The 22,179-nt window shown below is 43.9% G+C and carries 16 protein-coding genes; 10 read left to right on the forward strand and 6 right to left on the reverse strand.

Annotated elements, in window-relative coordinates; all coding sequences use genetic code 11:
* Positions 1-208: 208 nt before the first annotated feature.
* A complete protein-coding gene (locus tag ACOOFG_RS00900; RefSeq protein ID WP_420421766.1) occupies positions 209-2,110 on the reverse strand; it encodes a hypothetical protein in 1,902 nt (633 codons plus the stop codon).
* Positions 2,111-2,412: 302 nt separating this feature from the next.
* Here ACOOFG_RS00900 and ACOOFG_RS00905 point away from each other — a divergent pair, with 302 nt between their 5' ends.
* Complete coding sequence (locus ACOOFG_RS00905) at positions 2,413-4,536, forward strand: YjbH domain-containing protein (protein ID WP_420421767.1); 2,124 nt, start codon at positions 2,413-2,415, stop codon at positions 4,534-4,536.
* Here ACOOFG_RS00905 and ACOOFG_RS00910 read toward each other — a convergent pair.
* Together ACOOFG_RS00910 and hemB are read right to left on the reverse strand one after the other, a co-directional pair.
* Complete coding sequence (locus tag ACOOFG_RS00910) at positions 4,531-4,950, reverse strand: FKBP-type peptidyl-prolyl cis-trans isomerase (protein ID WP_420421768.1); 420 nt, start codon at positions 4,948-4,950, stop codon at positions 4,531-4,533. The two genes, ACOOFG_RS00905 and ACOOFG_RS00910, sit on opposite strands and share 6 nt — an antisense overlap.
* A gap of 69 nt (positions 4,951-5,019) precedes the next feature.
* On the reverse strand, positions 5,020-6,012 hold the full coding sequence (gene hemB, locus ACOOFG_RS00915) for a porphobilinogen synthase (protein ID WP_420421769.1): 993 nt from the start codon (positions 6,010-6,012) through the stop codon (positions 5,020-5,022).
* A 222-nt stretch (positions 6,013-6,234) separates the two neighbouring features.
* On the opposite strand from hemB, the gene ACOOFG_RS00920 reads away from it, so the two are divergent.
* Positions 6,235-7,863: an FAD-dependent thymidylate synthase gene (locus ACOOFG_RS00920; protein WP_420421770.1), complete on the forward strand. Its 1,629-nt coding sequence runs from the start codon at positions 6,235-6,237 to the stop codon at positions 7,861-7,863.
* On the forward strand, positions 7,860-9,053 hold the full coding sequence (locus ACOOFG_RS00925) for an amino acid permease (protein WP_420421771.1): 1,194 nt from the start codon (positions 7,860-7,862) through the stop codon (positions 9,051-9,053). The genes ACOOFG_RS00920 and ACOOFG_RS00925 overlap by 4 nt, the downstream gene beginning before the upstream one ends.
* A 160-nt stretch (positions 9,054-9,213) precedes the next feature.
* Here ACOOFG_RS00925 and ACOOFG_RS00930 read toward each other — a convergent pair whose 3' ends face one another.
* Positions 9,214-10,086, reverse strand: coding sequence for a hypothetical protein (locus ACOOFG_RS00930; protein WP_420421772.1), 873 nt, complete (start codon positions 10,084-10,086; stop codon positions 9,214-9,216).
* A 150-nt stretch (positions 10,087-10,236) separates the two neighbouring features.
* Here ACOOFG_RS00930 and ACOOFG_RS00935 point away from each other — a divergent pair, with 150 nt between their 5' ends.
* Genes ACOOFG_RS00935 through uvrB form a run of 3 tightly spaced genes read left to right on the forward strand, consistent with a single transcriptional unit; the run spans position 10,237 to position 14,194 of the window.
* On the forward strand, positions 10,237-10,962 hold the full coding sequence (locus ACOOFG_RS00935; RefSeq protein WP_420421773.1) for a hypothetical protein: 726 nt from the start codon (positions 10,237-10,239) through the stop codon (positions 10,960-10,962).
* Positions 10,963-10,995: 33 nt separating this feature from the next.
* Positions 10,996-12,213 carry an amino acid permease gene (locus ACOOFG_RS00940; protein ID WP_420421774.1) on the forward strand — a complete coding sequence of 406 codons (1,218 nt, stop codon included), beginning with the start codon at positions 10,996-10,998 and terminating at the stop codon, positions 12,211-12,213.
* A complete protein-coding gene (uvrB, locus tag ACOOFG_RS00945; RefSeq protein WP_420421775.1) occupies positions 12,200-14,194 on the forward strand; it encodes an excinuclease ABC subunit UvrB in 1,995 nt (664 codons plus the stop codon). The genes ACOOFG_RS00940 and uvrB overlap by 14 nt, the downstream gene beginning before the upstream one ends.
* Before the next feature lie 5 nt (positions 14,195-14,199).
* Here the strand turns inward: uvrB and ACOOFG_RS00950 are convergent, their stop codons facing one another.
* The gene (locus tag ACOOFG_RS00950) at positions 14,200-14,832 is read right to left on the reverse strand and encodes a hypothetical protein (protein WP_420421776.1); all 633 of its coding nucleotides are present in this window, start codon (positions 14,830-14,832) and stop codon (positions 14,200-14,202) included.
* A 130-nt stretch (positions 14,833-14,962) separates the two neighbouring features.
* Positions 14,963-15,286 (reverse strand): hypothetical protein, encoded by a 324-nt coding sequence (locus ACOOFG_RS00955; RefSeq protein WP_420421777.1) that lies wholly within the window; start codon positions 15,284-15,286, stop codon positions 14,963-14,965.
* Between the two features lie 433 nt (positions 15,287-15,719).
* On the opposite strand from ACOOFG_RS00955, the gene ACOOFG_RS00960 reads away from it, so the two are divergent.
* From ACOOFG_RS00960 to ACOOFG_RS00975, 4 genes are all read left to right on the forward strand, one after another.
* Positions 15,720-16,532 (forward strand): hypothetical protein, encoded by an 813-nt coding sequence (locus ACOOFG_RS00960; protein ID WP_420421778.1) that lies wholly within the window; start codon positions 15,720-15,722, stop codon positions 16,530-16,532.
* A 125-nt stretch (positions 16,533-16,657) separates the two neighbouring features.
* Complete coding sequence (locus ACOOFG_RS00965) at positions 16,658-18,862, forward strand: hypothetical protein (protein WP_420421779.1); 2,205 nt, start codon at positions 16,658-16,660, stop codon at positions 18,860-18,862.
* On the forward strand, positions 18,822-21,236 hold the full coding sequence (locus ACOOFG_RS00970; RefSeq protein ID WP_420421780.1) for a hypothetical protein: 2,415 nt from the start codon (positions 18,822-18,824) through the stop codon (positions 21,234-21,236). Before ACOOFG_RS00965 ends, ACOOFG_RS00970 begins: the two co-directional genes overlap by 41 nt.
* A gap of 104 nt (positions 21,237-21,340) precedes the next feature.
* Positions 21,341-22,177 (forward strand): ABC transporter permease, encoded by an 837-nt coding sequence (locus ACOOFG_RS00975; protein ID WP_420421781.1) that lies wholly within the window; start codon positions 21,341-21,343, stop codon positions 22,175-22,177.
* Positions 22,178-22,179 lie beyond the last annotated feature (2 nt).

Genomic DNA, 22,179 nt, shown 5'->3' on the forward strand with positions numbered 1-22,179 from the left:
TATAATATAGAGGATTTGGAGCTTTATTTAATACTAAAATATTAGCTTACATCAAAGGTGCTAGGCTCAAGTTCGTCGAGTTTCTCACGTGATTCAAAAACAACTTTCACTTTGTGCGCTGCTTCTTGAACAGTTGTCTCAATGTCCAGGATGACTTGATTGCTATCTTCTGTGATTGTGAATTCAATATGCTCAACTTCTCCGTACTTTACCTTGATAAGGTGCAGGGCGACGAAGGTGACAGCTTGAGCAACTTTTTGCCATCTAATGCTCCGATGATAGGGATGGGGAACCATTGACTCAGAGAAGCTGACTCTGCTTTTGGAATTTCCTGAGTGGCTGTTAGGGATACAGAGGATTCATGAGGGAGAGGCTTTGAAGAGGGTTGTGGAGTGCGGCGGTACCTTGCGAGAGGGTCAACGTAAAGGGTCAGGGCTCTGTTCTTGTCTTCTTCATGAACAACTGGGGGCGGGGAGTAAACGCAAGGATTTATGATCTCAGGAGTGTGGGTAGTATCAGTGGAACCTAATTTAAACGGTTGCGAAAGTGTCGGGGTCTTTTGCGTAGTGAAGCTTGTGTTGAGAAAGCGAGAGGGGTCGTTAAGAGCGCAGACGGGAAGCTTTAGGGGCTTTGTTTCTGTAGCAATTGTATTTTGAGTTGAAGTGATGGTTTGTAAGACTTCTACGTTTTCTATAGCGGCTGGAGGAGGAGGTGTATGCTGCAGTGTTTCTGTCGCAATTGTATTTTGGGTTGAAGTGATGGGTTGTGAGACTTCTGCGTTTTCTGTGGCGGCTGGAGGAGGAGATGCATGCTGTAGTGTTTCTGTCACAGTTGGTGAAGGAGATGTTGTAGGTGGGTCTTCTTGTGTCTTTAGTGGGGGCATTTGAGCTGATGGACTCTTGAGATAAGCTACTGCGTACACTGCGCCCACAAGCAAGAAACACCCAGCGACGGCAAGACCCACTTTTTGCCATGTGGGCATAGGCGTTTTTGGAATTGTAAGAGGGGCCATATTCAGGGCTTCTAGAGCTTCATCAAAGGCCAATTGGTATTGATACCCTTTGGCATCCCATTTTGAGGGATCACTTTCATAGAGGTTTCTGTAATATTCAAGAGTCTCTTTCGAAAGAGAGTTAAGTTCGTCGATTTCGGGTTCTCTTAAGGTACGGGATGGGCCACATTTGTCAAAAATGCCTTTAAGAATGAGTTGGTTGTTGAGAGAGAGCGCGTCAAATTCTGCTGGGTAACATTCATAATAAGAGCGGTAATAAAGTGCTTGGACTGCGTCGATCGTGTCTTTTGCTGTGGGAAAGTCTAAGATAGGAAGGAAGGTGTCATAAGGGGGAGGAAGGGACTGTTCATAGAAGGTCTTGGCAAAATGCACTTGTTGCTCTTCGCTGACTTCAATGCCGGCTTCGGAAAAAAATTTATGGTAAAGATGCGTGTTAGCGGATGTTTCATGGGCTTTGAGAACTTGGAACTGTTTTTCTGTTAATGTTTCTTCATCGTCAAGTGAAGCGAGAAATATTGCGAGCTCCCGATCGTTAAGCGTGGTGTTTTTGGAGCAGTTTGTAAAATCCAGTGTTTCCAAGTCGTTTTCTTGCAGAAGAAGATTGAATGCAGCTTGCACTTTGAAGGAGTAGTTGTCCCAAATCGAAGGGTGTTTTTCAAAGTAGGCTTTTGATCTTCCTACTTGAGCAGGAGTGAGGTTTTTTAAGTCATCAAAAGAATTAAATGTGCCATATCTCCACCTTTCATAGTGAGTCATTGCTAGTTGGTAGGCGGCATAAGCTGTTGTTTTAATGACAAGGTGGATCCCTGCAAGTTGCAATGTTGCGGATTTGCTAATGGTAATTGTTGTTCGTGCGGCAATGGGCTTTGCCAAGAGATTGATCAGGCAGGTTCCCAAAACGAGTCCAGCAATCGTTTGCACGGTTTTTTGATCAGGTGAACCTAAGTATTTCACAGCTTGAATCGAAAGGGCATTGATTGTGGAAGTGACTGCTAAGCCACTGTTTGGCATGAAGGACTTGCAAAGCAAGCTGCTCGCGAAAAAAGTCGCGGAGTCTATAGTAGTTGTGTAGAAGGAGTTACGCAGTCCGTTAGTCATGAATTGTAGCAGTTCTCTTTTTGAAAAAACTATTAATGCATATGCTCGATTTTTTTTAAAGAAAATGTTAAGTTAGTGTCTGTTATTTGAGTATTGTTATTGATTTGAAATCTTGTTTTACTATTTTGTAATAATGAATTTTTTCACGGAATTTTTTTATTAAATTAGGTTGATTGCTAGTTTTATTTAAATCTTTTCCTTGCGTTTTTTTTCAACAATTGAGATTTTTGTTTACTTTTTAAAAAGTAAACAGGGCTTTCTGAAGCATTTTGAAGCAGCTGCGATTTCTTTTGATCCTTGTGATGCTAGGGGGCGTTCTTCTCCACGCGGAAGAAGATGTGTCCTTATTATTTCGAGATTTGCAAGTTGTTGATGATGTGAATCGGGAAATCAAAGATCATCTTCCCTTCCACTACAACTCGACCTTTATGGGGGGCTATTTCAATATGCCTTCAGCGCGGATGAACGATGTGGGAATGGTTGCACTTGGTTTTGCCTATATTCCTCCTTACAGAAATTATGGTGTGACGTTTCAACCTTTAAGACGTGTTGAGTTTGGGGTGAACTATCGGGTTTATATTGGAATCCCCGATCCTGCAATGGGATTCATGGGGTTTGGCGAATTTTCGGATCGGGGAGCTAACTTAAAACTTGGTGTACTTAGAAAAGAAGATGGATTTCCTTACTTTCCAGAAATTGCTGTCGGGTTTGAAGATTTTTATGGAACGAAGCGGTTTCATTCTTTTTATGTTGTGGCAACGAAAAGCTTTTTAGACTGGAATTTTGAGGCGACCATTGGATGGGGAAAGGGAAGGATTAAAGGGTTTTTTGGTGGAGTTGGTTGGACCCCTTTTCGCCAAACAAACATTCCTGTTTTAAATAAACTGACACTTCTTGCTGAATATGATGCTGTGGACTATGAACACCACCAGTGGGAACATCCCGCAGGAAGAAATGTCAAGTCACGCATCAATGTTGGACTTTCAGCAACGTTATTTGATTGTTTGCAACTCAATGTGAGCTCTCTTCGCGGCGAAGACATTGCGGCATCAGCCTCACTGAATTACAACTTGGGTGAATCGAAAGGCCTTTTCCCCAAAGTAGATAATCCTCCGATTTATAAAGCGCCTGTTGATACAGAACCTGTCGGATTGCTCCGTTCGAAAAAAGAGCTAGCGCAAGAGCTAGCGTTTGCTTTTGATGAGCAAGGGCTCAATTTGTACCGGATCTATTTAACAACAGATGAATATGGAGATCATGCCCTTTGGATCAAAATGATTAACGTGCGTTATCGGGTTGAAAGGGAGTTAAAAGAGCGGATCGAAACGGTTCTTGCAGCTTTAGTGCCAACGAATGTTGCAACAGTCACAGTTGTCATTGAAGCAGATGGTGTCCCGACGCATGAGTACCGTTTTCGGACAATTGATTTGCACCGTTTTCGTGAGCGAACCATTAGTGATTTTGAATTTGCAACGCTCTCACCCATGCGTGAACCGACGCGCCCTCCGAATCGATATGACGGCTCTCTCATTTACCACCGCAGCAAAAAGGTTTGGACTTTTACCGTGCGCCCACGTGTGCTGACCTTTTTTGGAAGTGCCACAGGAAAATTCAAATACAGTGTGGGAATTGTCGGAGGGCCAGAGGGTTATCTCTTTGACCAAGTCTATTACAAAATCCAAGGGGCCTACAATATTAATTCGAGTATGTCAGATGTGGGAGACATGGACATGCTCAATCCTTCTCAGTTGATCAATGTTCGATCTGACATGGTGCGCTATTATCAGACCAACAGCGTCTCTTTAGAAGAAGCCTACATTCAAAAAGGGGAGTACTTGAAGAAAGGATGGTATGGTCGCTTGGCCTTGGGCTACTTCGAGGCGGCTTATGGCGGAATTGCTGGAGAGGTTCTTTACTATCCTGTGGGATCGTCGTGGGCAATTGGGCTGGAAGCTGCAGCTGTTTTAAAAAGGAAGTATCATGGCCTTGGCTTTACAACTGAAGTGAGAAAATTTGATGGTTTTGAGCCAGAAAAAGTCCATTTCATTGGTTACCAGTATTTTCTCGATCTCTACTATGAATTTAAACCGTTGCAACTCGACTTTAAGGTGAGCATCGGAAAATTTTTGGCCCCCGATGTTGGAGCCCGATTCGAAATAGGGCGTTATTTCCCAAGTGGTCTCCGTTTTTCTGTTTGGTATACATGGACCAATGCAAACGACATTGTGAACAATGAGCGGTACCGTGACAAAGGAGTTGCCTTTGTCATTCCGTTTGACTTCTTTTTAAAGAAAAGCAGTCGGACGATGATCCCTTACGCAATGTCCGTTTGGCTTCGGGATACAGGCGCCCGCGCAGCAACAGGCAAGCGCCTCTATCCGACTTTGCATGATGAAAGAGAATCCTTCCCAGACCAGAGACTATGAGATGTCAATCACTTTGACATCGAATGTCAGCTCTTTTCCCGCAAGAGGATGGTTGAAATCGAGCACCACCTTGTCTTCCTTGAGCTCATCAACGCGGATGAGCATCTCACCAAAGTTCTCATCTGCAATGATTAAAAGAGCCCCTTCAAACCGAAGGTCTTCTGGAATGACTTCAGCATCGACTTCTTTAAAAGCGCTTGGATTGACTTGTCCGTAAGCATCTTCAGGCTGCAATGTAATGTGCTTTGTGTCACCAACTTCCAGACCATTCAGAGCATCTTCGAGAGCTGGCAGAATTTGCTGCGATCCGTAGTTAAAAATGAGTGGATCTTGGCCAACATTGCTGTCGACAGGTGTGTGATCTTGTAGAAAGACGCTATATTCAATAGCGACTTGTTTCCCCTTCTCAATCATGACTTCCCCTTTCTTTGTGCACGAGAGGAGTCAAAGTGACCCCCTCTTTTCTTTATGATACCCCATCCATTAATTAAGTAAATCCAATATTTGATTGATCGCGTACGTAAAAATGAAGTCAGCGCCAGCCCGTTTTATTCCTATAAGCGATTCATAGAAAGTCTTTTGCGCGTCAAGCCAGCCTCGTTCATGAGCGGCCATGATCATCGCATATTCGCCACTAACATGGTAAGCTCCAACAGGCAGGGAGGTTTTTTCTTTAATCTTCGCAATCACATCTAAATAGGGGAGGGCGGGCTTGACCATAAGCATGTCAGCGCCTTCCTCTTCATCTAGAATCGCTTCCCGCACAGCTTCTCTGACATTAGAAGGGTCCATTTGGTAAGTTTTCTTGTCGCCAAAAGAAAGACTTGTTTGGATCGCACCTCGAAAGGGACCATAAAACGCCGAAGCGTACTTGGCACAGTAAGAAAGGATTCCGACATTTTGAAAACCTTGAGCATCAAGGGCCTCTCGAATGAACTTCACGCGTCCATCCATCATGTCACTTGGTGCGAGGATGTCGACTCCTGCTTCAGCGTATACCAGCGATTGCCGGATGAGAGCTTCTAAGGTGAGATCGTTTTCGATTTCATGGTTGTCATTTGGAATCCCGTCGTGACCGTGAGATGTATAGGGGTCGAGGGCAATATCCGCAACGACACAAAGGGAAGGGACTTCTTGCTTCAGTAGGCGAATGGCGGTGGGGACGAGTCCCTGTGGATTCCAAGCTTCAGACCCATTGCGGTCTTTTGTGAAGGGATCAATCGATGGAAAGAGATCGATCGCAGGAATGCCTTGGGCATGGAGGATCTCAGCTTCTTTCACAAGTAGGTCAGTAGAGAGCCGTTCGATTCCCGGCATTTCTTCTATCCGTTCTCTTTGGTTTTCTCCTGGAATCAAGAAGAGAGGAGCGACAAAGTCACTTGCACAGAGTGCGTGCTCTTGCGCCAGCTGACGAATCGAGGACGTCAAGCGGTTGCGGCGAGGCCGTTTCAACATTTCGAAAGTTGTTAAAGCCATCATTACCTCCAAAAAAACACAGTCTAATCTATCACCATAGTGCACAGTTGTGATTTCGCGAATCAAAAATTTTTTAAGCTTTCAAAAAACGCTTGAAAAATCATTACTATGACTTATAAGTGTCTATATGATGGTAGGGATGTCTAATTTGCTTATCAAAAAATTGTAAAAGCATTAGACTCGTAACCTCTAGTTTTTTGACACCTGAAAAAGAGGTATTCGATGATACACGATTACGAAGAGTTCACTGAGCAGCAGCTAAAAATTATCGAAAAATATGTGACCAACACTTCTAGCAACATCTTTGTTTTGCGCAACCTACCGGAAGTGATCAAAGGAGCTCTTTTTTCTCGTTACTCCCGCTCTAGTCTAGGACTTCGCTCCCTTCTATTAAAAGATTTTATTTTAAATGAAGAAACCGCTTTTGCTTCTATTTCCGGAACAAAAGAAGAAGAGCATGGAGATGTTGAAGACCAAAGTGTCGCCATTAAAAAAGCACAAAATTTTTACGACCGCATTTTAGATGGTTATGGTGATGACTCGATTGGTGAACTTGGAGGGGCGCACCTTGCCGTTGAAAACGTTTCGATGATTGCCGCTAAAGTCATTGAAGATTGCCGCATTGGCGGATCTCCTCTTGAAAAATCCACGCGCTACATTTATTTCGACCAAAAGTACGAAGGGGAATTTCTCTTTTACCGCGAACCGATCATCATGACATCCGCTTATCGCGACATCTATATTGATACGTGCAATCACCTCTTTGAAGTTTATGGAAAGTTAATTCCTCCATTAACTGAGCAAATGGAAAAAAGTTTTCCCAAAGAACATGATATTTCGAATGTCGCCTACACTGCAGCACTTCGTGCAAAAGTTCTCGACTGTTTGCGCGGCCTTCTTCCTGCAAGTGCTTTAACGAATATGGGAATGTACGGCAATGGGCGGTTTTTCGAAACAATGATTCAAAAGCTCAATTGTCACAATCTTTCCGAGCTGCAAGAAATTGCGCGCGGCAGCCATCAGGAACTTTCCAAAGTGATGCCATCGTTCATTCGTCGCTCAGAAATGAATCATAAACATCAGCAAACGTTTGCTGAGTATCACGAAAAAACAGATGAAGAGTTGCACCTTCTGACATCGCAGTACACAACGGGACTTGAGCCACTTGATCATGCAACTGTACGTCTTGTCGATTACGATCAAGAAGCCCCCATCAAGGTTGGAGCAGCGCTTCTCTTTAGCCGTTCGCAAACAGGTCTGCTTGAGTTGCAAGAGATGTGTCGCAAGCTGCCTAAAGAAGATTTGTCACGTCTTTTTGAAGCAACATGTGCCTTCCGTCAAAATCGCCGTCATAAAGGACCACGTGCTCTTGAACATGCCGAGTTTACTTTTGAAATTGTTGCCGACTTTGGAATTTACCGCGACTTGCAACGGCATCGCACCCTAACGCAAGAGCGGCAACTCCTTTCTTGCAATCACGGCTATTACATTCCACAAGAAATTCTCGACACAGACATGGAAAAAGATTACCGCGAAGCCATGGATCGTGCACGTGGCGTCTATGATGAAATTGCAAAAGAACTTCCCGAAGAAGCGCAATACGTTGTTCCAATGGCCTACAACATTCATTGGTATTTTCATATTAATTTGCGCTCACTGCAGTGGCTGTGCGAGCTTCGCTCTTCTCCTGCAGGACATCCTTCTTACCGGTATGTTGCTCAAGAAATGGCCAAACAAGTTTCTCATGTCTTTCCAGGGTTTGAACGGTTCTTCAAATTTGTCGATTTTGAAGGATATGAACTTGGCCGCTTAGGACAAGAGCAACGCATCGCGGAAAAACTCAAACGATGAAAAAGCAAGGAAGCATACTGGGTGGTACACTTCTCATCACAGGAAGTTGTATCGGAGCCGGCATGCTCGGCCTTCCCATCTTGACGGGTCTTGCTGGTTTTTTCCCCACGTTTATCATGTTTGTCATCGCGTGGCTGTTCATGACAACCACTGCTTTACTAATGATCGAAACATTGGGCTGGTTTGATAAGCCTGTCAATCTCATCTCCATGGTTGCCCACACACTTGGTCCCATTGGAAAGCTGCTTTGTTGGTTTCTCTATCTCTTTCTCTTTTACGCGTTACTTGTCGCTTACATGTCAGCAAGCGGCAACCACGTGGCCTCCTTTTCACACCACACGCTTAGCATAAAATTTCCCGATTGGGGCGGCACCCTCTTTTTTGTGATTCTTTTTGGGTGGCTTGTTTACTTAGGCACCCGTCCCGTTGATCATCTCAACCGACTTCTCATGGTGGGAAAAATTGGAGCCTATCTTTTACTCATCTTTTTAGGGGTTCGTTATATTGCGCCTCATCTCTTGCTCCATTTTGAACCGAAATACGCCCTCATGTCGTTTCCCATCCTCATCATTTCATTTGGATTTCACAACATGATCCCCAGTCTCTTTCACTACATGGGGGGAGACAGAAAACGTGTCCGCAAAGCCATTTGGTACGGTTCAATTTTTGCCTTTGTGATCTACCTGATTTGGGAAATCATTGCTCTTGGCATCTTGCCCATAAACGACATCCACTCCAGTTTTCGTGCCGATATTGACGGAGCCCAAGCTTTGCGCAATTATCTTGGATCGAGTTGGATTGGATATGCCGCGCAAGTGCTCGCTTTTTTTGCCATCCTCACTTCATTTTTAGCCCAATCTCTTAGTCTTGCTCATTTCTTACGGGATGGATTCAAACTCCGCAAAAAAAGGCGCGAACATATTGGGATGTGCGCTCTTGCCCTTTTGCCGCCACTCTTCTTTTCTGTTGCCTTTCCGAAAATTTTCTTTCAGGCACTGAACTTTGCTGGAGGGATTTGTGCTGTGATCTTATTTGGAGTTTTTCCTGCGCTTATGACTTGGATTGGAAGATATCAAAAAAAACACATGCTAAAAGACCGCGTCATAGGAGGAAAACCTCTTCTGATCGCGGTCTTAATTGTTGCCTGCTTTATTTTTTTCTATCAGTTCACTCAGATGCTCGGCTTCTAAGGGCATGTTGTCAATTGCACTGCGTTGTCTTAGGCCTTCCTATGGAAAATTTCTTCGTTGTCCTGCTTCATGAGCCCGCGAGGGGTTGCCTGCTATCTAAACGCCTTGAACTTTTCTTATTGGAAGGCCTCTTCCAACTTGCTTTAATTGACGATATGCCCTAGTCCCCAAGCAAAAATTCTTGAATTTGTGCCCGGTAATTGCGGTTCACAGGATCCAGCCGAATGGTATTGAGTTCGTCGCGAATTGTCATCGTTGACTCGTCAAGTTGAGTTAACCGGCCTGTTGTTTCATCGTACTTATAGATTGGAAGCTTGATACCATATTTTTGTTGGATGAGTTTTTGAATAGAGCGAATTTTTAGATTTAAAGCAGCATCGCCTATTGGATTTTTTGTAATACTTCTTGCAGCAAGTCCAACAAGGTCTTTTGTCTTAAACTTTCCATTCACTTCGTTAATGGTCGCTTTTGAAAGCAGATTCGTTGTTCTAACTGCTGTTGCAAGATCTCCTAACGTATCATAAGTTAGCTCTGGATTCATTCCTGCAATGAGTTCGCCAGTCTCTGTCGTGCAGCTATTCGAATCGATTCCATAAATGTGCTGAAGTTCTGAAGATTCACCATTAAATAAAAATGCTAAAGGCTTATACATTCCGACGCCTTTTCCAGGAACGCCAAGAGTGGATGAAGTGTTGACCAAGCCTGTGTCTTTCATATACTCCATCTCTTTGCGAAAAGCCCCAAGCTTTGGACGGTCCGTAAATGGGATGTCCTCAAAAACCTCTTCGTCACTCATGCCACGAATCAAAAGAGCATCGGAGTGAAATAACTCTACTGCGGTTTTCGGAACGAATTCACGGGCTTTCAGCTCTAAAACCGGTTCATCTTTGATTTTTAGAGCACGCTCCATGAGCTCGTTTAAACTCTCCTGAGCTGGAGGCAAGACGAGTGTGGATGATGCTTCAACTTCATGTAAATCAGCTACTTGTGAATTAGTAGCTGGTGGACTGTCTAGACTAGTTCTTAATGACATATTAATTCCTTCCTTTCCTAATTATCCCTAATTAAATAAAATTTTATAATAAATTATATTAAAAATAAAGTTATTATTTGAAGCATTGACATTTACAACAATTTTTCTCTTTGGTATAATTACCTAAGTTATTGTTAAATAAGTGCTTGCATGAAACTTATAGTTGGCGAATCTTCCAAGCTTTTAGAGCCTGTCGTAGAGCAGCTTAGCCGTGACCCAGAGGGTGAAAACCTCTTAAAAGCTTTTTCTGAACTTGGTGGCACGATCCGCACTTTAGATGCTGGAAAAGAGCTCAAGGGACGTTGGGACTGGGAAAGCAAGCGCCTTGAATTAAACCCCTCAGTTTTAGACGAGGCCGCAAATGCTCTCACGTATTTGGTTTTCGAATTATTTAACGCATTTCAAACTGCTGAATTTCAGAAAGTAGCGTCAGATCCCTGTCTAAGCCTCGATGAAAGGGTCGAGCAAGTTGAACGACTGGAGCATGCCTCTGCCTTGAAAGCCAAGGAATTGGGCTTACGTTTATTTGGCAAGGACACTGAGTTTGATTACAAGTATGTCAGTGAAGATTTCTCTCATTACTATCTAGCCCAGCAACTTTCAAATCATGCAGGGCGCATTGCAGCGAAATGTGCGAACGAAGGTGAAGAGTATATTGGGACTCCAGGTGTTAAAGATTTAGATCAGAACGGAAAAGACTATCTTTATGCCCTCCTATTTCATGCGGTAAGACTGAAAGAAAGTCCAGAGCATGAAAATCAGTTCACCCAAACTCTTTCGGCAATCAAACGATTAGCGCCGATAAACGAAACTTGTCAAAAAGTTCTGAGTATTTGGAACAATCTTGATTCTGACGATGCAAGTAGCGGCACTTGAATTTTTAATCTTGCAGCTGTAATCTAAACGTCTATGAAAATCAATCATTTTGTCGGAGGTATCCTCCTCGTTGCAGGGACGACAATTGGAGCGGGAATGCTCGCTCTACCTGTGATGACATCGTTTGTCGGTTTTCTTCCCTCACTCCTGATCTTTGGCGTGTGTTGGCTTGTGATGCTAGCAACTGCCTTCTTCTTTCTCGATGTGAACTTTGCAATAGAAGGGGAAGTCAACCTCATTTCGATGGCGCAAAAAACTCTTGGAACGTGGGGCAAAGCGCTCAGTTGGATCGTTTATCTCTTATTGCTCTATTCGCTAACCGCTGCCTACATAGCTGCGGGAGCACCCTTGTTTCAAGAGGCCGTTACTTCACTGACCGGCTATGAAGTGCCCCTGTGGCTGGCCCACTTTGCCTTGCCCGTGATCTTTGGGGGATTTGTCTATCTTGGGACTTTAGGTGTCGATGTCGTGAACCGTTTTTTAATGCTGGGTTTGTGCGTTTCCTATCTGCTACTTGTCGGGTTTTTGCCCGACCACATCCACGGAAAACTGCTAGCTCACGTTGATTGGAACCCCACCTTTGTGGCCTTGCCTGTTGTGATCACTTCGTTTGGATACCACATCATCATTCCGAGTTTAACAACTTATATGCATCACGACAAAAAACATCTTCAATGGACTCTGCTCATTGGAAGCATCTTTCCCTTAGTGATCTATATTTTGTGGCAAGTGGTCATCTTAGGGATTGTGCCACTGACTGGAGAGATCAGTTTAGTCGAAGCGTGGAAACAAGGTCTTTCCGTGACCCAACCTCTCGCTCAAATTGTGCAAAGCCAATGGATTAAAGTCGGGGCCCATTTCTTCTCCTTTTTTGCCATCGTCACCTCCTTTTTAGGTGTGTCGCTTAGTTTGTCAGACTTTTTAACCGATGGTTTCAAGCTCAAAAAAACATGGGAAGGACGGCTATTTGCCATTTTACTCACCTTCATTCCGCCATTAATTTTCGTGTTCACCTACCAGCGAGGCTTCATCATTGCCTTAGAGTATGCAGCAGCATTTGTTGCCATTCTTCTCATCTTTTTACCAGCGATGATGGCGTGGCACTTGGATAAGCCTAAGTTTTACAAAACAGTCGGTGGGCGCGTTTTGCTCATCGCGATCATGCTATTTGCATTTTTCATCGTGCTCATTGACCTTTTAGAGCAGTGGGGCTACTTCAAACCCTTAATTTCGCAATATGTCAGCATTTAAACTCGACAGCCCTTTTGAGCCGCGCGGAGATCAACCGGTTGCCATCGAGCGACTCGCAGAAGGTATTGAGCAAGGCAAAAAAGCTCAAGTGCTTCTCGGCATTACCGGTTCTGGTAAGACCTATACCATGGCGCAAGTCATCGAAAAGGTTCAAAAACCCACCCTTGTTCTAGCGCACAATAAAACCTTAGCAGCTCAACTTTACCAAGAGTTTAAAAACCTCTTCCCAAACAATGCCGTTGAATACTTTGTCTCTTACTACGACTACTACCAACCCGAAGCCTACATCGCACGGACCGATACTTATATTGAAAAAGATCTTTCCATCAACGACCGGATTGAAAAACTGCGCCTCAAGGCGACTTGCTCGCTTTTAGAACGGTCGGACGTCATCATCGTTTCCTCTGTTTCTTGCATCTACGGTCTCGGCATGCCCGAACATTTCAGTAAGATGAAACTCCGTCTCAAAGTAGGACAAACCTACCGTCGTGATGACGTTCTGCTCCACCTCGTTGAACTCCAATACACACGCAACGATTACGAACTATCCCGCACCCACTTTCGTGTCCGAGGTGACATCTTAGAAGTTGTGCCTTCCTATGAAGAAGATCTTGCTTACCGCATCGAATTTTTTGGCGATGAAGTCGAACGCATTTCCGAAATTGATCCATTGACTGGTAGAGTGAAACGTCGCATGGATGCCGTTTCCATTTATCCTGGATCGCACCACGTCACACCCGAAGAAGTCCGCCTCGGCGCTCTGGAAACGATCCAAGCCGAACTCAAAGAGCGCATTGCCTACTTTGGGCACGAAAACCTTCTTGTCGAACAACAACGTATTACGCAACGGACTAAATACGACCTCGAAATGATCAAAGAAATCGGCTACTGCAAAGGTGTTGAAAACTACTCCCGTCACTTTGCCGGACGACAAGCCGGACAACCTCCTTCTTGCCTACTTGATTATTTCCCCGATGACTTTCTCCTGTTTATCGATGAGTCACACCAAACGCTTCCCCAAATCCACGCCATGTATAACGGTGACCGCGCTCGAAAAAAGTCGCTTGTTGACTTTGGCTTTCGCCTTCCCTCTGCTTACGATAACCGTCCGCTCAAGTTTGAAGAGTTTTACCTTCACATCAACCAAGTTGTCTTTGTTTCCGCCACACCAGGCCCCTGGGAAATCAACGAGTCAGGTGGCGACATTGTGCAACAGATCATCCGACCCACTGGTCTGCTCGACCCCATCATCGAAATCCGCCCCGCCACAAATCAAGTCGACGACTGCCTCGACGAAATCCGTATTGAAACCGAAAAAGGCAACCGCGTTCTCGTCACCACACTTACAAAAAAACTTGCCGAAGATCTATCCAAATACCTCAAAGAAATTGGGGTCAAGGCCAAGTACCTCCACTCTGACATCGACACCCTTGAACGGGTCATGATCATCAAAGAACTGCGCCAAGGAACCTTTGACGTACTCGTTGGCATCAACCTTCTCCGAGAAGGATTAGACATTCCAGAAGTATCCCTTGTCACCATTCTCGATGCCGATAAAGAGGGGTTTCTTCGAAGTGAAACCTCGCTCATCCAAACTTGTGGACGCGCCGCGCGAAATGCTGAAGGACGTGTCATCATGTACGCCGACAAGCAAACCAAATCGATTGAAAGGACCATTCGCACCACTCATGACAGGCGCAAAGTGCAAGAAGAGCATAACCGTAAACACGGCATCACGCCACAAACCGTGCGTAAAAATGTTACAGAAGATCTTTCTGAATCTTTCCCCGAATACAAAGCTGCAGAAAAGAAAGAAGCAGAGCCAACCTTTGATCCCAAAGAGATTCAGCAGCGTATTCAAGAATGTGAAAAAGAAATGAAGCAAGCGGCAAAAGACTTGCGTTTCGAAGATGCTGCGCGCTACCGCGACCTACTCAAATATTACGAAGACCTTGCCATTTTAGAAGACCACCCTCTTTAATGGGGTTAATCACTTGAGCTTCCATCGCTATCGTCTTTTTTTTCACCAAGTGCAGTATGAGGAGTGTCATACACAAAATCTGTTATGTTTTTGATGTTTGAAGGGGATCGCCTAGAAACAGGCTTCATAGGAGAAGTGGTAGGAGTTCCCAAAAAATCAAGATCCTCATCACCGGATAGATCCTCTTCATCACCAAGATTGGAAGAGCTGGTGTCTTCATCTTTTTCTATAATGACTCGTTTTTTAGGCTCTCTTCGAGGACTTGATGGGGGTGTGCGGTCTTTATGAGCATTGTCTTTAGCGTCTTTTTTTTCTGAATCGGATTCGTCGATTACAATAGGCAGAGTCCGAACAGAATCGTCTTTTCTTGGTGGGCTTGGATCATGAGAGTCGTCTTTTGATGGTTTTCTCTGATCTTCACCAAGTTCTACCCTGACTTCTAAGCGATCAAACCGATCTGGATGCAAGGAAGGGCTTTCATGGTTTGCTGGCGAGACAGCTCTTTTTTTTTCCTCATGATCTGTCCGATCTGTTGTTCTTCTAGGGTCAATACCGTCTGATGACCAAAGGAATCTTCGAATGACAAAAAAACCTCCAGCAAAAACCGCAACTCCAACGGCTATTCGAAAAAAAGACACATTTTCTGAAGATTCTCCTCTCGCTCTAAAAATAGAGGGAACCCATGATAAAAAAGAAGATGTTCTAGCAATCTCATGACTCATAATTTTCCTTTCTTTCCCCGCTTAGATTTCCATCGCAGCTTCTCCTTTAATCGCTTTCGTTGCCATCAGGTCTTTTTTTTTCTTCGGTGTCATGGACAAATGCTCCAATATCCTTCACCTTTGAGGGAGTCTTATCGCTCATGGGTGAAGTAGTTGGGGTGCCTCGCTCGTCAAGAAATCCTGAGTTTGGAGGAGTGGAAGGCTCGAGATCTCCAGATGAGTGTGAGCCATTTCGGGTAGCACTTCGAAAGGCAAAAGGTGTATCGATGTGTACTTCACCAACTGATGTTGATTCTGGTGGCGTTGATTGTTTAAAAGCAGCTGGGTTTGGAAGAGGGATAGGTGGTGAGCCTCTGTGGTCTGCAGTCATGACATCGACTTCTTGACGAAGTGATGATTCACTTCGGCTTCCTCCAGTACGATTTTTTACGGCTCTTTGTTGTGGAGGAGGTGAGCTTTTGCGTCTTTCTTCTTCTTCTCGTCGAACTGAATCTGTTAGCTTCCCTACCTGCTGTACAGAACTATCTTTAGGAAGGCCATCAGAGCGAGTTAAGGAAAGAGGAGGAGATTGGCTTCTGCGCCTCCCATCTTCAACTTGTAGAACTAAATCTGACTGGGGAGGTGGGGTTCTGCGTCTTTCTTCTTCCTCTCGACGAGTTGAATCTGTTAGCGTAGATCCCCCTCCACGCTGAATCTCTACTTGATTTACAGAAAGGCCTGTTACTGTACGATCTGATGAAAGGCCATGAGAAGAAGTAGTTACATGATCAGGGTTAGGAGGAGAATAACTAGAAGGTGGATGAGTGACAACAACTCCTTGCTGCTTTGGCGTTGATCATTTACCAAAAGCTTTTGAAAAACTATCTGACTTCACAATTCATAGCCTCCAAGGTAAGGTCGTCGATAACGGGAATCCCAAAGATCATTTTCTCCCAGAAGAGCTAGATGAAATCGCAAAAGCTGCTGCAAAAGTGACAGCTGAAAAAGCCAAGGTACCATGGAAGGATATTGAAAGCTTTTCTTTTGATTTTTTTAGGCTTGGGCGTGACAAACTTGGACGCAATTTCAATTCTATCGTTGTGCGGGTTCAACTCACAGAGGCTGCTCGCAAGCAACTACGCCTCCCAATCAACCTTTTTAGCGACGCTCATTCCACAAAGCTTCAACCGACAAAGCTTATGAAAGAACCTGCCCTCTATGACGACAAGGTTTGTTTAAGCATGCAAGAAGACCTTGCTTTTACCCAAGATTCACCCCTTTTCGAAAAACTATCCAAGATCACGATCCACTGTGAACCTTGGAGTTCTGTAGAAGAACCACGGACTCTCCTAATTGAGACAGTCAATGACCTCCCTCTTCAACTCAAGAGAATTCTTCCAAAGAACGTTAACTTGATTAAGCTCTGCCAAAACATACAAGTCTCGGCTCAAAAAATTGCTAAAATAAAGTTAGATAAAAATTTTGACGAGATCGCACATTACCACCTGACCATCTATAGAACCCCTAAAGCCATCACTTTTGTTTTCAACATTTCTTTAGACGGAGAGAGCTACGCTTTACTAGACCCAAGCAAAGACGAGTATGGCTTAGCCCACACAGTTTTTCTCCCTAAATGACGATTCAAAAAATTTACTTTAAGTTTTTTACAGAAAAAGGTTTAAGAACTTTTTTTTACTAGAAAAGAATTCATCTTCAGCATAAAATACCTCAATATTTTTGAAAAATTTCGGAGTTAGAGGAAATGTCTAGTACTGTCTCACCAAACGTCTACAAGATTCTTGGAGAAAGCGCTGCATTATTTGCATCGACTTTTGCCCTTAGCAAAACATCTTTGATTTCTTGGTTAAATACACCTTCAACACTTGAAGGTTTAGCACTGTGCACTGGCGTGCAAGCATGCGCATCAGCGGCTTCAGATGTTGCAAACCAAATTTACAACGAAGAAGGAGACACAACATATAAAGTTGCTTTTCAAATTGCTGGACTCGTTTCCTCTTTTGCCCTTTTAACAGCTTTAGCAAAACCTATTGCCACACGCACCGGAATGGCCTTGAATCCTTATGCACTCCTTCAGCTCACTGCTTTCCACGGCATTGTTAAAGCCATCATCCATGTCGGTTACGAATTCGCACAATCTTTTTCAGCGCTAAAAGGAATTAGCAGTCTTGACGACATGAAACAAATCCCTGCCACAGAGCTTGGAACTCGAAAAAAACAATTTGAAGATGATAAAACTGAGACTTGGGACACCTACACTTTAAACATGCAAGCAGAGTTCAATGCGCAACTCAAAGCAAACAGTCAAACACTCCTTCCATTCACATCTCTCAAAACAGATGGCAACCTTTCAAAAGAAGAACTTGAAGTCTTCACTGAAGTCGTCGGAGATAAACCAACAGTTGAACAAGCACAAGTCCTAGTTGCGCACGATGTGCCTCCTCCAAAAGGATGTGATGTCGTTCCTGGAACTCTTGCATCAAGTGTCAAGGTCGATGACCTTTCAGAAACAGCGCTCCGCTGGTACCACAGCGCAATTTGTCAAATGAGCGAAGAAAAACGCAATGAATTGAGCTCAGCTCAATGCAAAGCTTTTGCAAGCGCTTTCTACAAACTCGACCTCACTTCTCCAGGACCAAGATTTGCATTGGATACGATTCCAGCGTCTGCTGATAGAATTTCAAAAACTCAAGCCAACTACTTTTTGACTTATCAGCTCTCCCATGTAACTGATTACCCAAATCTAGAGCCTAAAGAGCAAATGGTTCTTAGAGAGATTTTCGTAGCTGCAGAAATAGCTCCATGGCCTATTACCCCGCCAAAGAAAGAAGACTTAGCAACACAGTCTAAAGAAGTTTTCGAGCAGCTCAATCTTCAGTTTGATGAAACAACTGCTGATTGGGATGTGTTACCTACAGATTACCAGAAAGCATTCAACGCTGAGTTAGACAAACACGGACTCGACGCTAGAGAGCTCACAAAACAGCCTTGGACAACAACGGAAAAAGTTGGATACACCGTTTTTGGGGTCCTTGCTCTCATTGCAATAAGTACTGGTGTAGGCATGTTAGCTGGCGTTATTCCTGTTCCTACTTTGCTTAGTGGTGGTAACAACACAGATCCCAATGAGACACCAAGTCCAAGTCCTCATTATTCATTTCAAGGACCGTGCAGAGATGGATTTGAACGTACAAAAGATGGATGCTCTCTTCTTGAGCCTTTAAAGCTTGATCCGAATCCATTCTTCAATATTGACCCTGAAGCATGCATTGGAAATACAACTTGCACAACGTATTCTGGTCCGATGACAGCAGACCAGTACATCGAACTCTATGGCAAGCTTCCTCCTTTTCCAAAGAAATTCTCAGGTTCTTCAACACCAACGCCAACACCTGTAAGCGAAACACCAGAGTATTTCGATAGCGGTGATCAGTGTATTCCTATGGGCACTGTTTTCCAAGTCAGTACTTGTGCAAACCCATTTTTTAATCATACACTCTCAACTCAGGCTAAAGGCAACACTACGACTGGAGCCAGCACTGAGCAAAACCCTGTTACAGAGGAATTCTCAAGCAACAGAACTGGTTTGACTGACTCTGGTGAGAATTACCCAGTTGGATTTCATTGGCCATCTTATGAGCCGCCCTTTGTTGACGATCGAGAACAACTTGAAAGTATTGATTCTTATGAAGTTGTCTACATGAGAAAAGATGGCGTAGGATCAGGAGAAGTAGATCCCACTGTAGTCCCTTCAGAGAATGCTGCTTCAGAGGACTTCTCAAGCGTCGGAACTGGTTTGGGAGATGTCCAAGAAGAAAGTCAACATGACAATTCTCTGTTAGGCAAAGACATTGTAGTAGAAAAGTTTGATACACCAACTCACCCCATCGTGCCATGTGCTAATGGGTATGAGCGTACAAAATGGATGCTCTCCTCGAATAACAGATAATAGCACGATTACTGAGCTAGACCCTGTAACAATGCAACAGTTCACACTCTCAACTGGAGAAGCTGATCAAGATGGAAGGGTTATTGAAAAGACTGGAACTTCGACTCCTCCAACTGATGAGAAAATCGTCATCACTGGTGATCAAGACCTAACTGAACGTGAAGTAACAGTTATTGAGACATCGGATGAAGCTTCTAAGACACCAACTCCCTCCCCAACTGTCGTCACTGGTAAAGACACCTCTGGTGATCAGGATGGAGCTGTTCGGGATACAGTCTCAGAAACCGAAAATCTTGATACACCAACTCCCTCCCCAACTGACGTCACTGATAAAGACACCTCTGGTGATCAGGGAGGAACTGTTCGGGATACAGTCTCAGAAACCGAAGATCTTGATACACCAACTCCCTCCCCAACTGACGCCACTGGTAAAGACACCTCTGGTGATCAGGAAGGAGTTGTTTCTACTAAGAGCGCTTCACCGACTCCAACACCAAGTGAAACTTCGTCGACTGGAACTTCAGCTTCTTCGGGAACACGAACAGAGAATGTGAGTCTTGGAGAAACAACGGGCCCTGAAGCTTCTCAGTCTCAATGGCCGTGGTTGCTTTTTGGGGGACTTGGCATAACAGCATTTGCGCTAGGTTTAATCTATGTTTTCAGAAAAGGAAAAAAAGAGCAAACAGGAGAAACTCTTTCAATTATTCCTCTTCCACGTGATAACGAACGGGAAATAGATAGGAGTAGGTCTAGGACTACAAGTCCAAGAAGTCTAGAAAGAAAGGACAGTGATTCAAGTGGTCTTCCTACTCCTGTTCTACCTGTGCAACAGGTCGAAAGGAGGGAAAAGACAAAACAATTAGATCTTGGAAGTAGAGGGTCCGATCGGGGAACTTCAAGTGGCAGTCGAACACCTCCTCCTCAAAGGCGAAATGTATCGGTTTCTGACAGCCCAACAAAACCTACATATCCAGGGACAGATCCTCGTGCAAAAGTGAAACCTGTGAGAAGGAATCTACGGCCGATCCCATTCATATTGCCTGACGTAGACACTGAGCCTAGCAGCTCTGTGGTGGTGCCTAAAGAGAAAGAAATTGATTTTCCCCACCTTTTAGGAGGTGTAGCTAGCGTCACAAAAATTAACGTCTTAAGTAAAATAGACCAGTTTGACCCTGTTAAAACTTATGTTGCGATTTCTCCTCAGCAACAGGCTGAAATGTTGCGTTCTGCAACAGACGTTTTCCGAATCCCGCCTTTAAGTTATGTGGGAGCAGAGATTTCTCGGAAGGACGCAAATTTAGCATCGTTGAAACAACTTGTGCATGAGTTTGTAAATCCGAGTAACAACCATGAATTTGACTACTTGATAATCGATGCTACTTCTGAATTGCCTGGAGATGAATCTGTCGTTAGAGCTTTGGAAAAAGAAAGTGTTTTAAAACTTTTCGAAGACGTAATGATCAATGATTCGTTACGTATGATGAAGTTAAGTGGATTCGAAAAAATCACTGTAGGTGAATTGAAGACGTTGAAAGCTAAGTTTCCAAACGTTAGCTGCTTCGACTTGGAAGGTGTCACGCTTGAAGGTGAATTAGACGAAACGTTTATAGACTGCTTAGTTCGTCATTCTGAGAAAGGAAATCAGGCAGCACAGGAAGAGCGATTTAAAAGTGGAATCGCTGAAAGAGCTGAAGCCTTTAGAACAGGAACTCATGACGCTTTTAATGATCTATTCGGAGCAGATCCAAGTCAAAACCCCCTTGGACCTATGCGTCTATTTGTTGAAAGCCTTTACTTTTTAAAAGGGTTAGACATTTCTGATGGTTTTGTTGACAAATTCCTTCATCCAAATCTATTGAAGAACTTTCCCAACGCCCGCCTCTTAGATCTTTCTAATTGTGTTCAACTATCTCTCGAGTCATTTAAAAAACTTATTGTGATTCGGATTGAGTCGTTGATTTTAGAGGGGTGTTCGAAAATTTTTCAAAGAGATAGCCAAACACTCGCTCAAAAACATCAAGTTGCTAACTTTTGGGTGGTTGATGCGAAAGCATTGGAAACGGTCGCTCAATGCTTTTACGCCATCGCGCCGTTTATACGATTTGTTAATCTCTATAAAGCCCATGAAATGGATCTTATGAGCTCAGAACGTGTTCTTGAAATAACAGAATATAGAAGTAGCGCACGGGAAAGATACTTGGAAATCAAAAACCGCAGAGATCAATCGGAATATATTCAGTATTGCACATATGATGTATTTGATCGCATGACATCTATTTTGCAAAAAACTAGTAATAAGCAAGATGGATATAGGCTTGAGCTTGTTCAAGTGAGCTTTAAAGATGTAGAAGGATCAAAAGACATCAAAGTTTAGTGGAAGGATTAGACCTCTGGGCTTTCATAAGGTGAATGAAGTTGACTTATCCCTGGAGATTTGTTAGTTTTTGTGTCTAATGATGATTAAAAATAGCTAATCTTGTGGAAGGAATACAAGCAAACGAAGCGGCTTCAGTTAAGGCTAAAAAAAAGCCTTTTCGCTTTGCAGCTTCTCTTGAGGATTTGTGGTCGGGCATCAAGCAGTGGCGGGTTTGGCTGCTCCTAGGTTGGCTCGATCTTAAGCTACGCTATCGCCGTTCTTATTTAGGTCCATTTTGGATCACGATCAGCATGGCTGTCATGATCTATTCTATGGGATTTGTCTACAGCAAGTTGTTTCATATGAACTTGGCTGAGTATTTTCTCTATATCTCTGGAGGAATGCTGGCTTGGTTTCTGCTATCTACTACATTGATCGAGATGATGCATGGCTTTACTGACTCGCAGACGTTTATTTTGCAGCTCAAGATGCCTTTTTCGGTCTATATTATGCGGGTGATCACGCGCAATTTTATTGTGCTCGGACACAATGTTTTGGCTGTTTTACCGCTGCTCATTTGCTTTAAATGCATGCCTAATTTTCCGCTTGTTTTCTTTGCTCTTGCGGTGATTGCTGTCTCGATGCTCTCGATTGGGACGCTTTTTGCGATGATTGGGGCCCGTTTTCGGGATGTGCAGCAGGTGATTGCAAGCATTTTGCAGGTAGGATTTTTGCTGACGCCGGTCATGTGGAATGCGGATATGATTCCTGGTCGGGCGATTTTAGCGGTTTATATGAACCCGTTTTACTACTATGTGGAGCTCTTGCGCTGCGCTTTATTGAACACGCATCCTCCTGCAATTGTGATTAAGGGATGTGTTGCGATTGCACTTGGTGGAACAGCGCTCATGTTGCTTGTTTTTTCACGTCTTAGACATCGAATTCCTTTTTGGTTGTGACA

The organism is Simkania sp. (genome assembly GCF_965215465.1).
Classification (GTDB): Bacteria; Chlamydiota; Chlamydiia; order Chlamydiales; family Simkaniaceae; genus Simkania.

Excerpts from the sequence above, each read along its gene's own strand:
- ACOOFG_RS00900 (WP_420421766.1), bottom strand. The coding sequence starts at position 2,110 with ATGACTAACGGACTGCGTAACTCCTTCTACACAACTACTATAGACTCC.
- ACOOFG_RS00905 (WP_420421767.1), top strand. The coding sequence starts at position 2,413 with ATGCTAGGGGGCGTTCTTCTCCACGCGGAAGAAGATGTGTCCTTATTA.
- ACOOFG_RS00910 (WP_420421768.1), bottom strand. The coding sequence starts at position 4,950 with ATGATTGAGAAGGGGAAACAAGTCGCTATTGAATATAGCGTCTTTCTA.
- hemB (WP_420421769.1), bottom strand. The coding sequence starts at position 6,012 with ATGGCTTTAACAACTTTCGAAATGTTGAAACGGCCTCGCCGCAACCGC.
- ACOOFG_RS00920 (WP_420421770.1), top strand. The coding sequence starts at position 6,235 with ATGATACACGATTACGAAGAGTTCACTGAGCAGCAGCTAAAAATTATC.
- ACOOFG_RS00925 (WP_420421771.1), top strand. The coding sequence starts at position 7,860 with ATGAAAAAGCAAGGAAGCATACTGGGTGGTACACTTCTCATCACAGGA.
- ACOOFG_RS00930 (WP_420421772.1), bottom strand. The coding sequence starts at position 10,086 with ATGTCATTAAGAACTAGTCTAGACAGTCCACCAGCTACTAATTCACAA.
- ACOOFG_RS00935 (WP_420421773.1), top strand. The coding sequence starts at position 10,237 with ATGAAACTTATAGTTGGCGAATCTTCCAAGCTTTTAGAGCCTGTCGTA.
- ACOOFG_RS00940 (WP_420421774.1), top strand. The coding sequence starts at position 10,996 with ATGAAAATCAATCATTTTGTCGGAGGTATCCTCCTCGTTGCAGGGACG.
- uvrB (WP_420421775.1), top strand. The coding sequence starts at position 12,200 with ATGTCAGCATTTAAACTCGACAGCCCTTTTGAGCCGCGCGGAGATCAA.
- ACOOFG_RS00955 (WP_420421777.1), bottom strand. The coding sequence starts at position 15,286 with ATGACTGCAGACCACAGAGGCTCACCACCTATCCCTCTTCCAAACCCA.
- ACOOFG_RS00965 (WP_420421779.1), top strand. The coding sequence starts at position 16,658 with ATGTCTAGTACTGTCTCACCAAACGTCTACAAGATTCTTGGAGAAAGC.
- ACOOFG_RS00970 (WP_420421780.1), top strand. The coding sequence starts at position 18,822 with ATGAGCGTACAAAATGGATGCTCTCCTCGAATAACAGATAATAGCACG.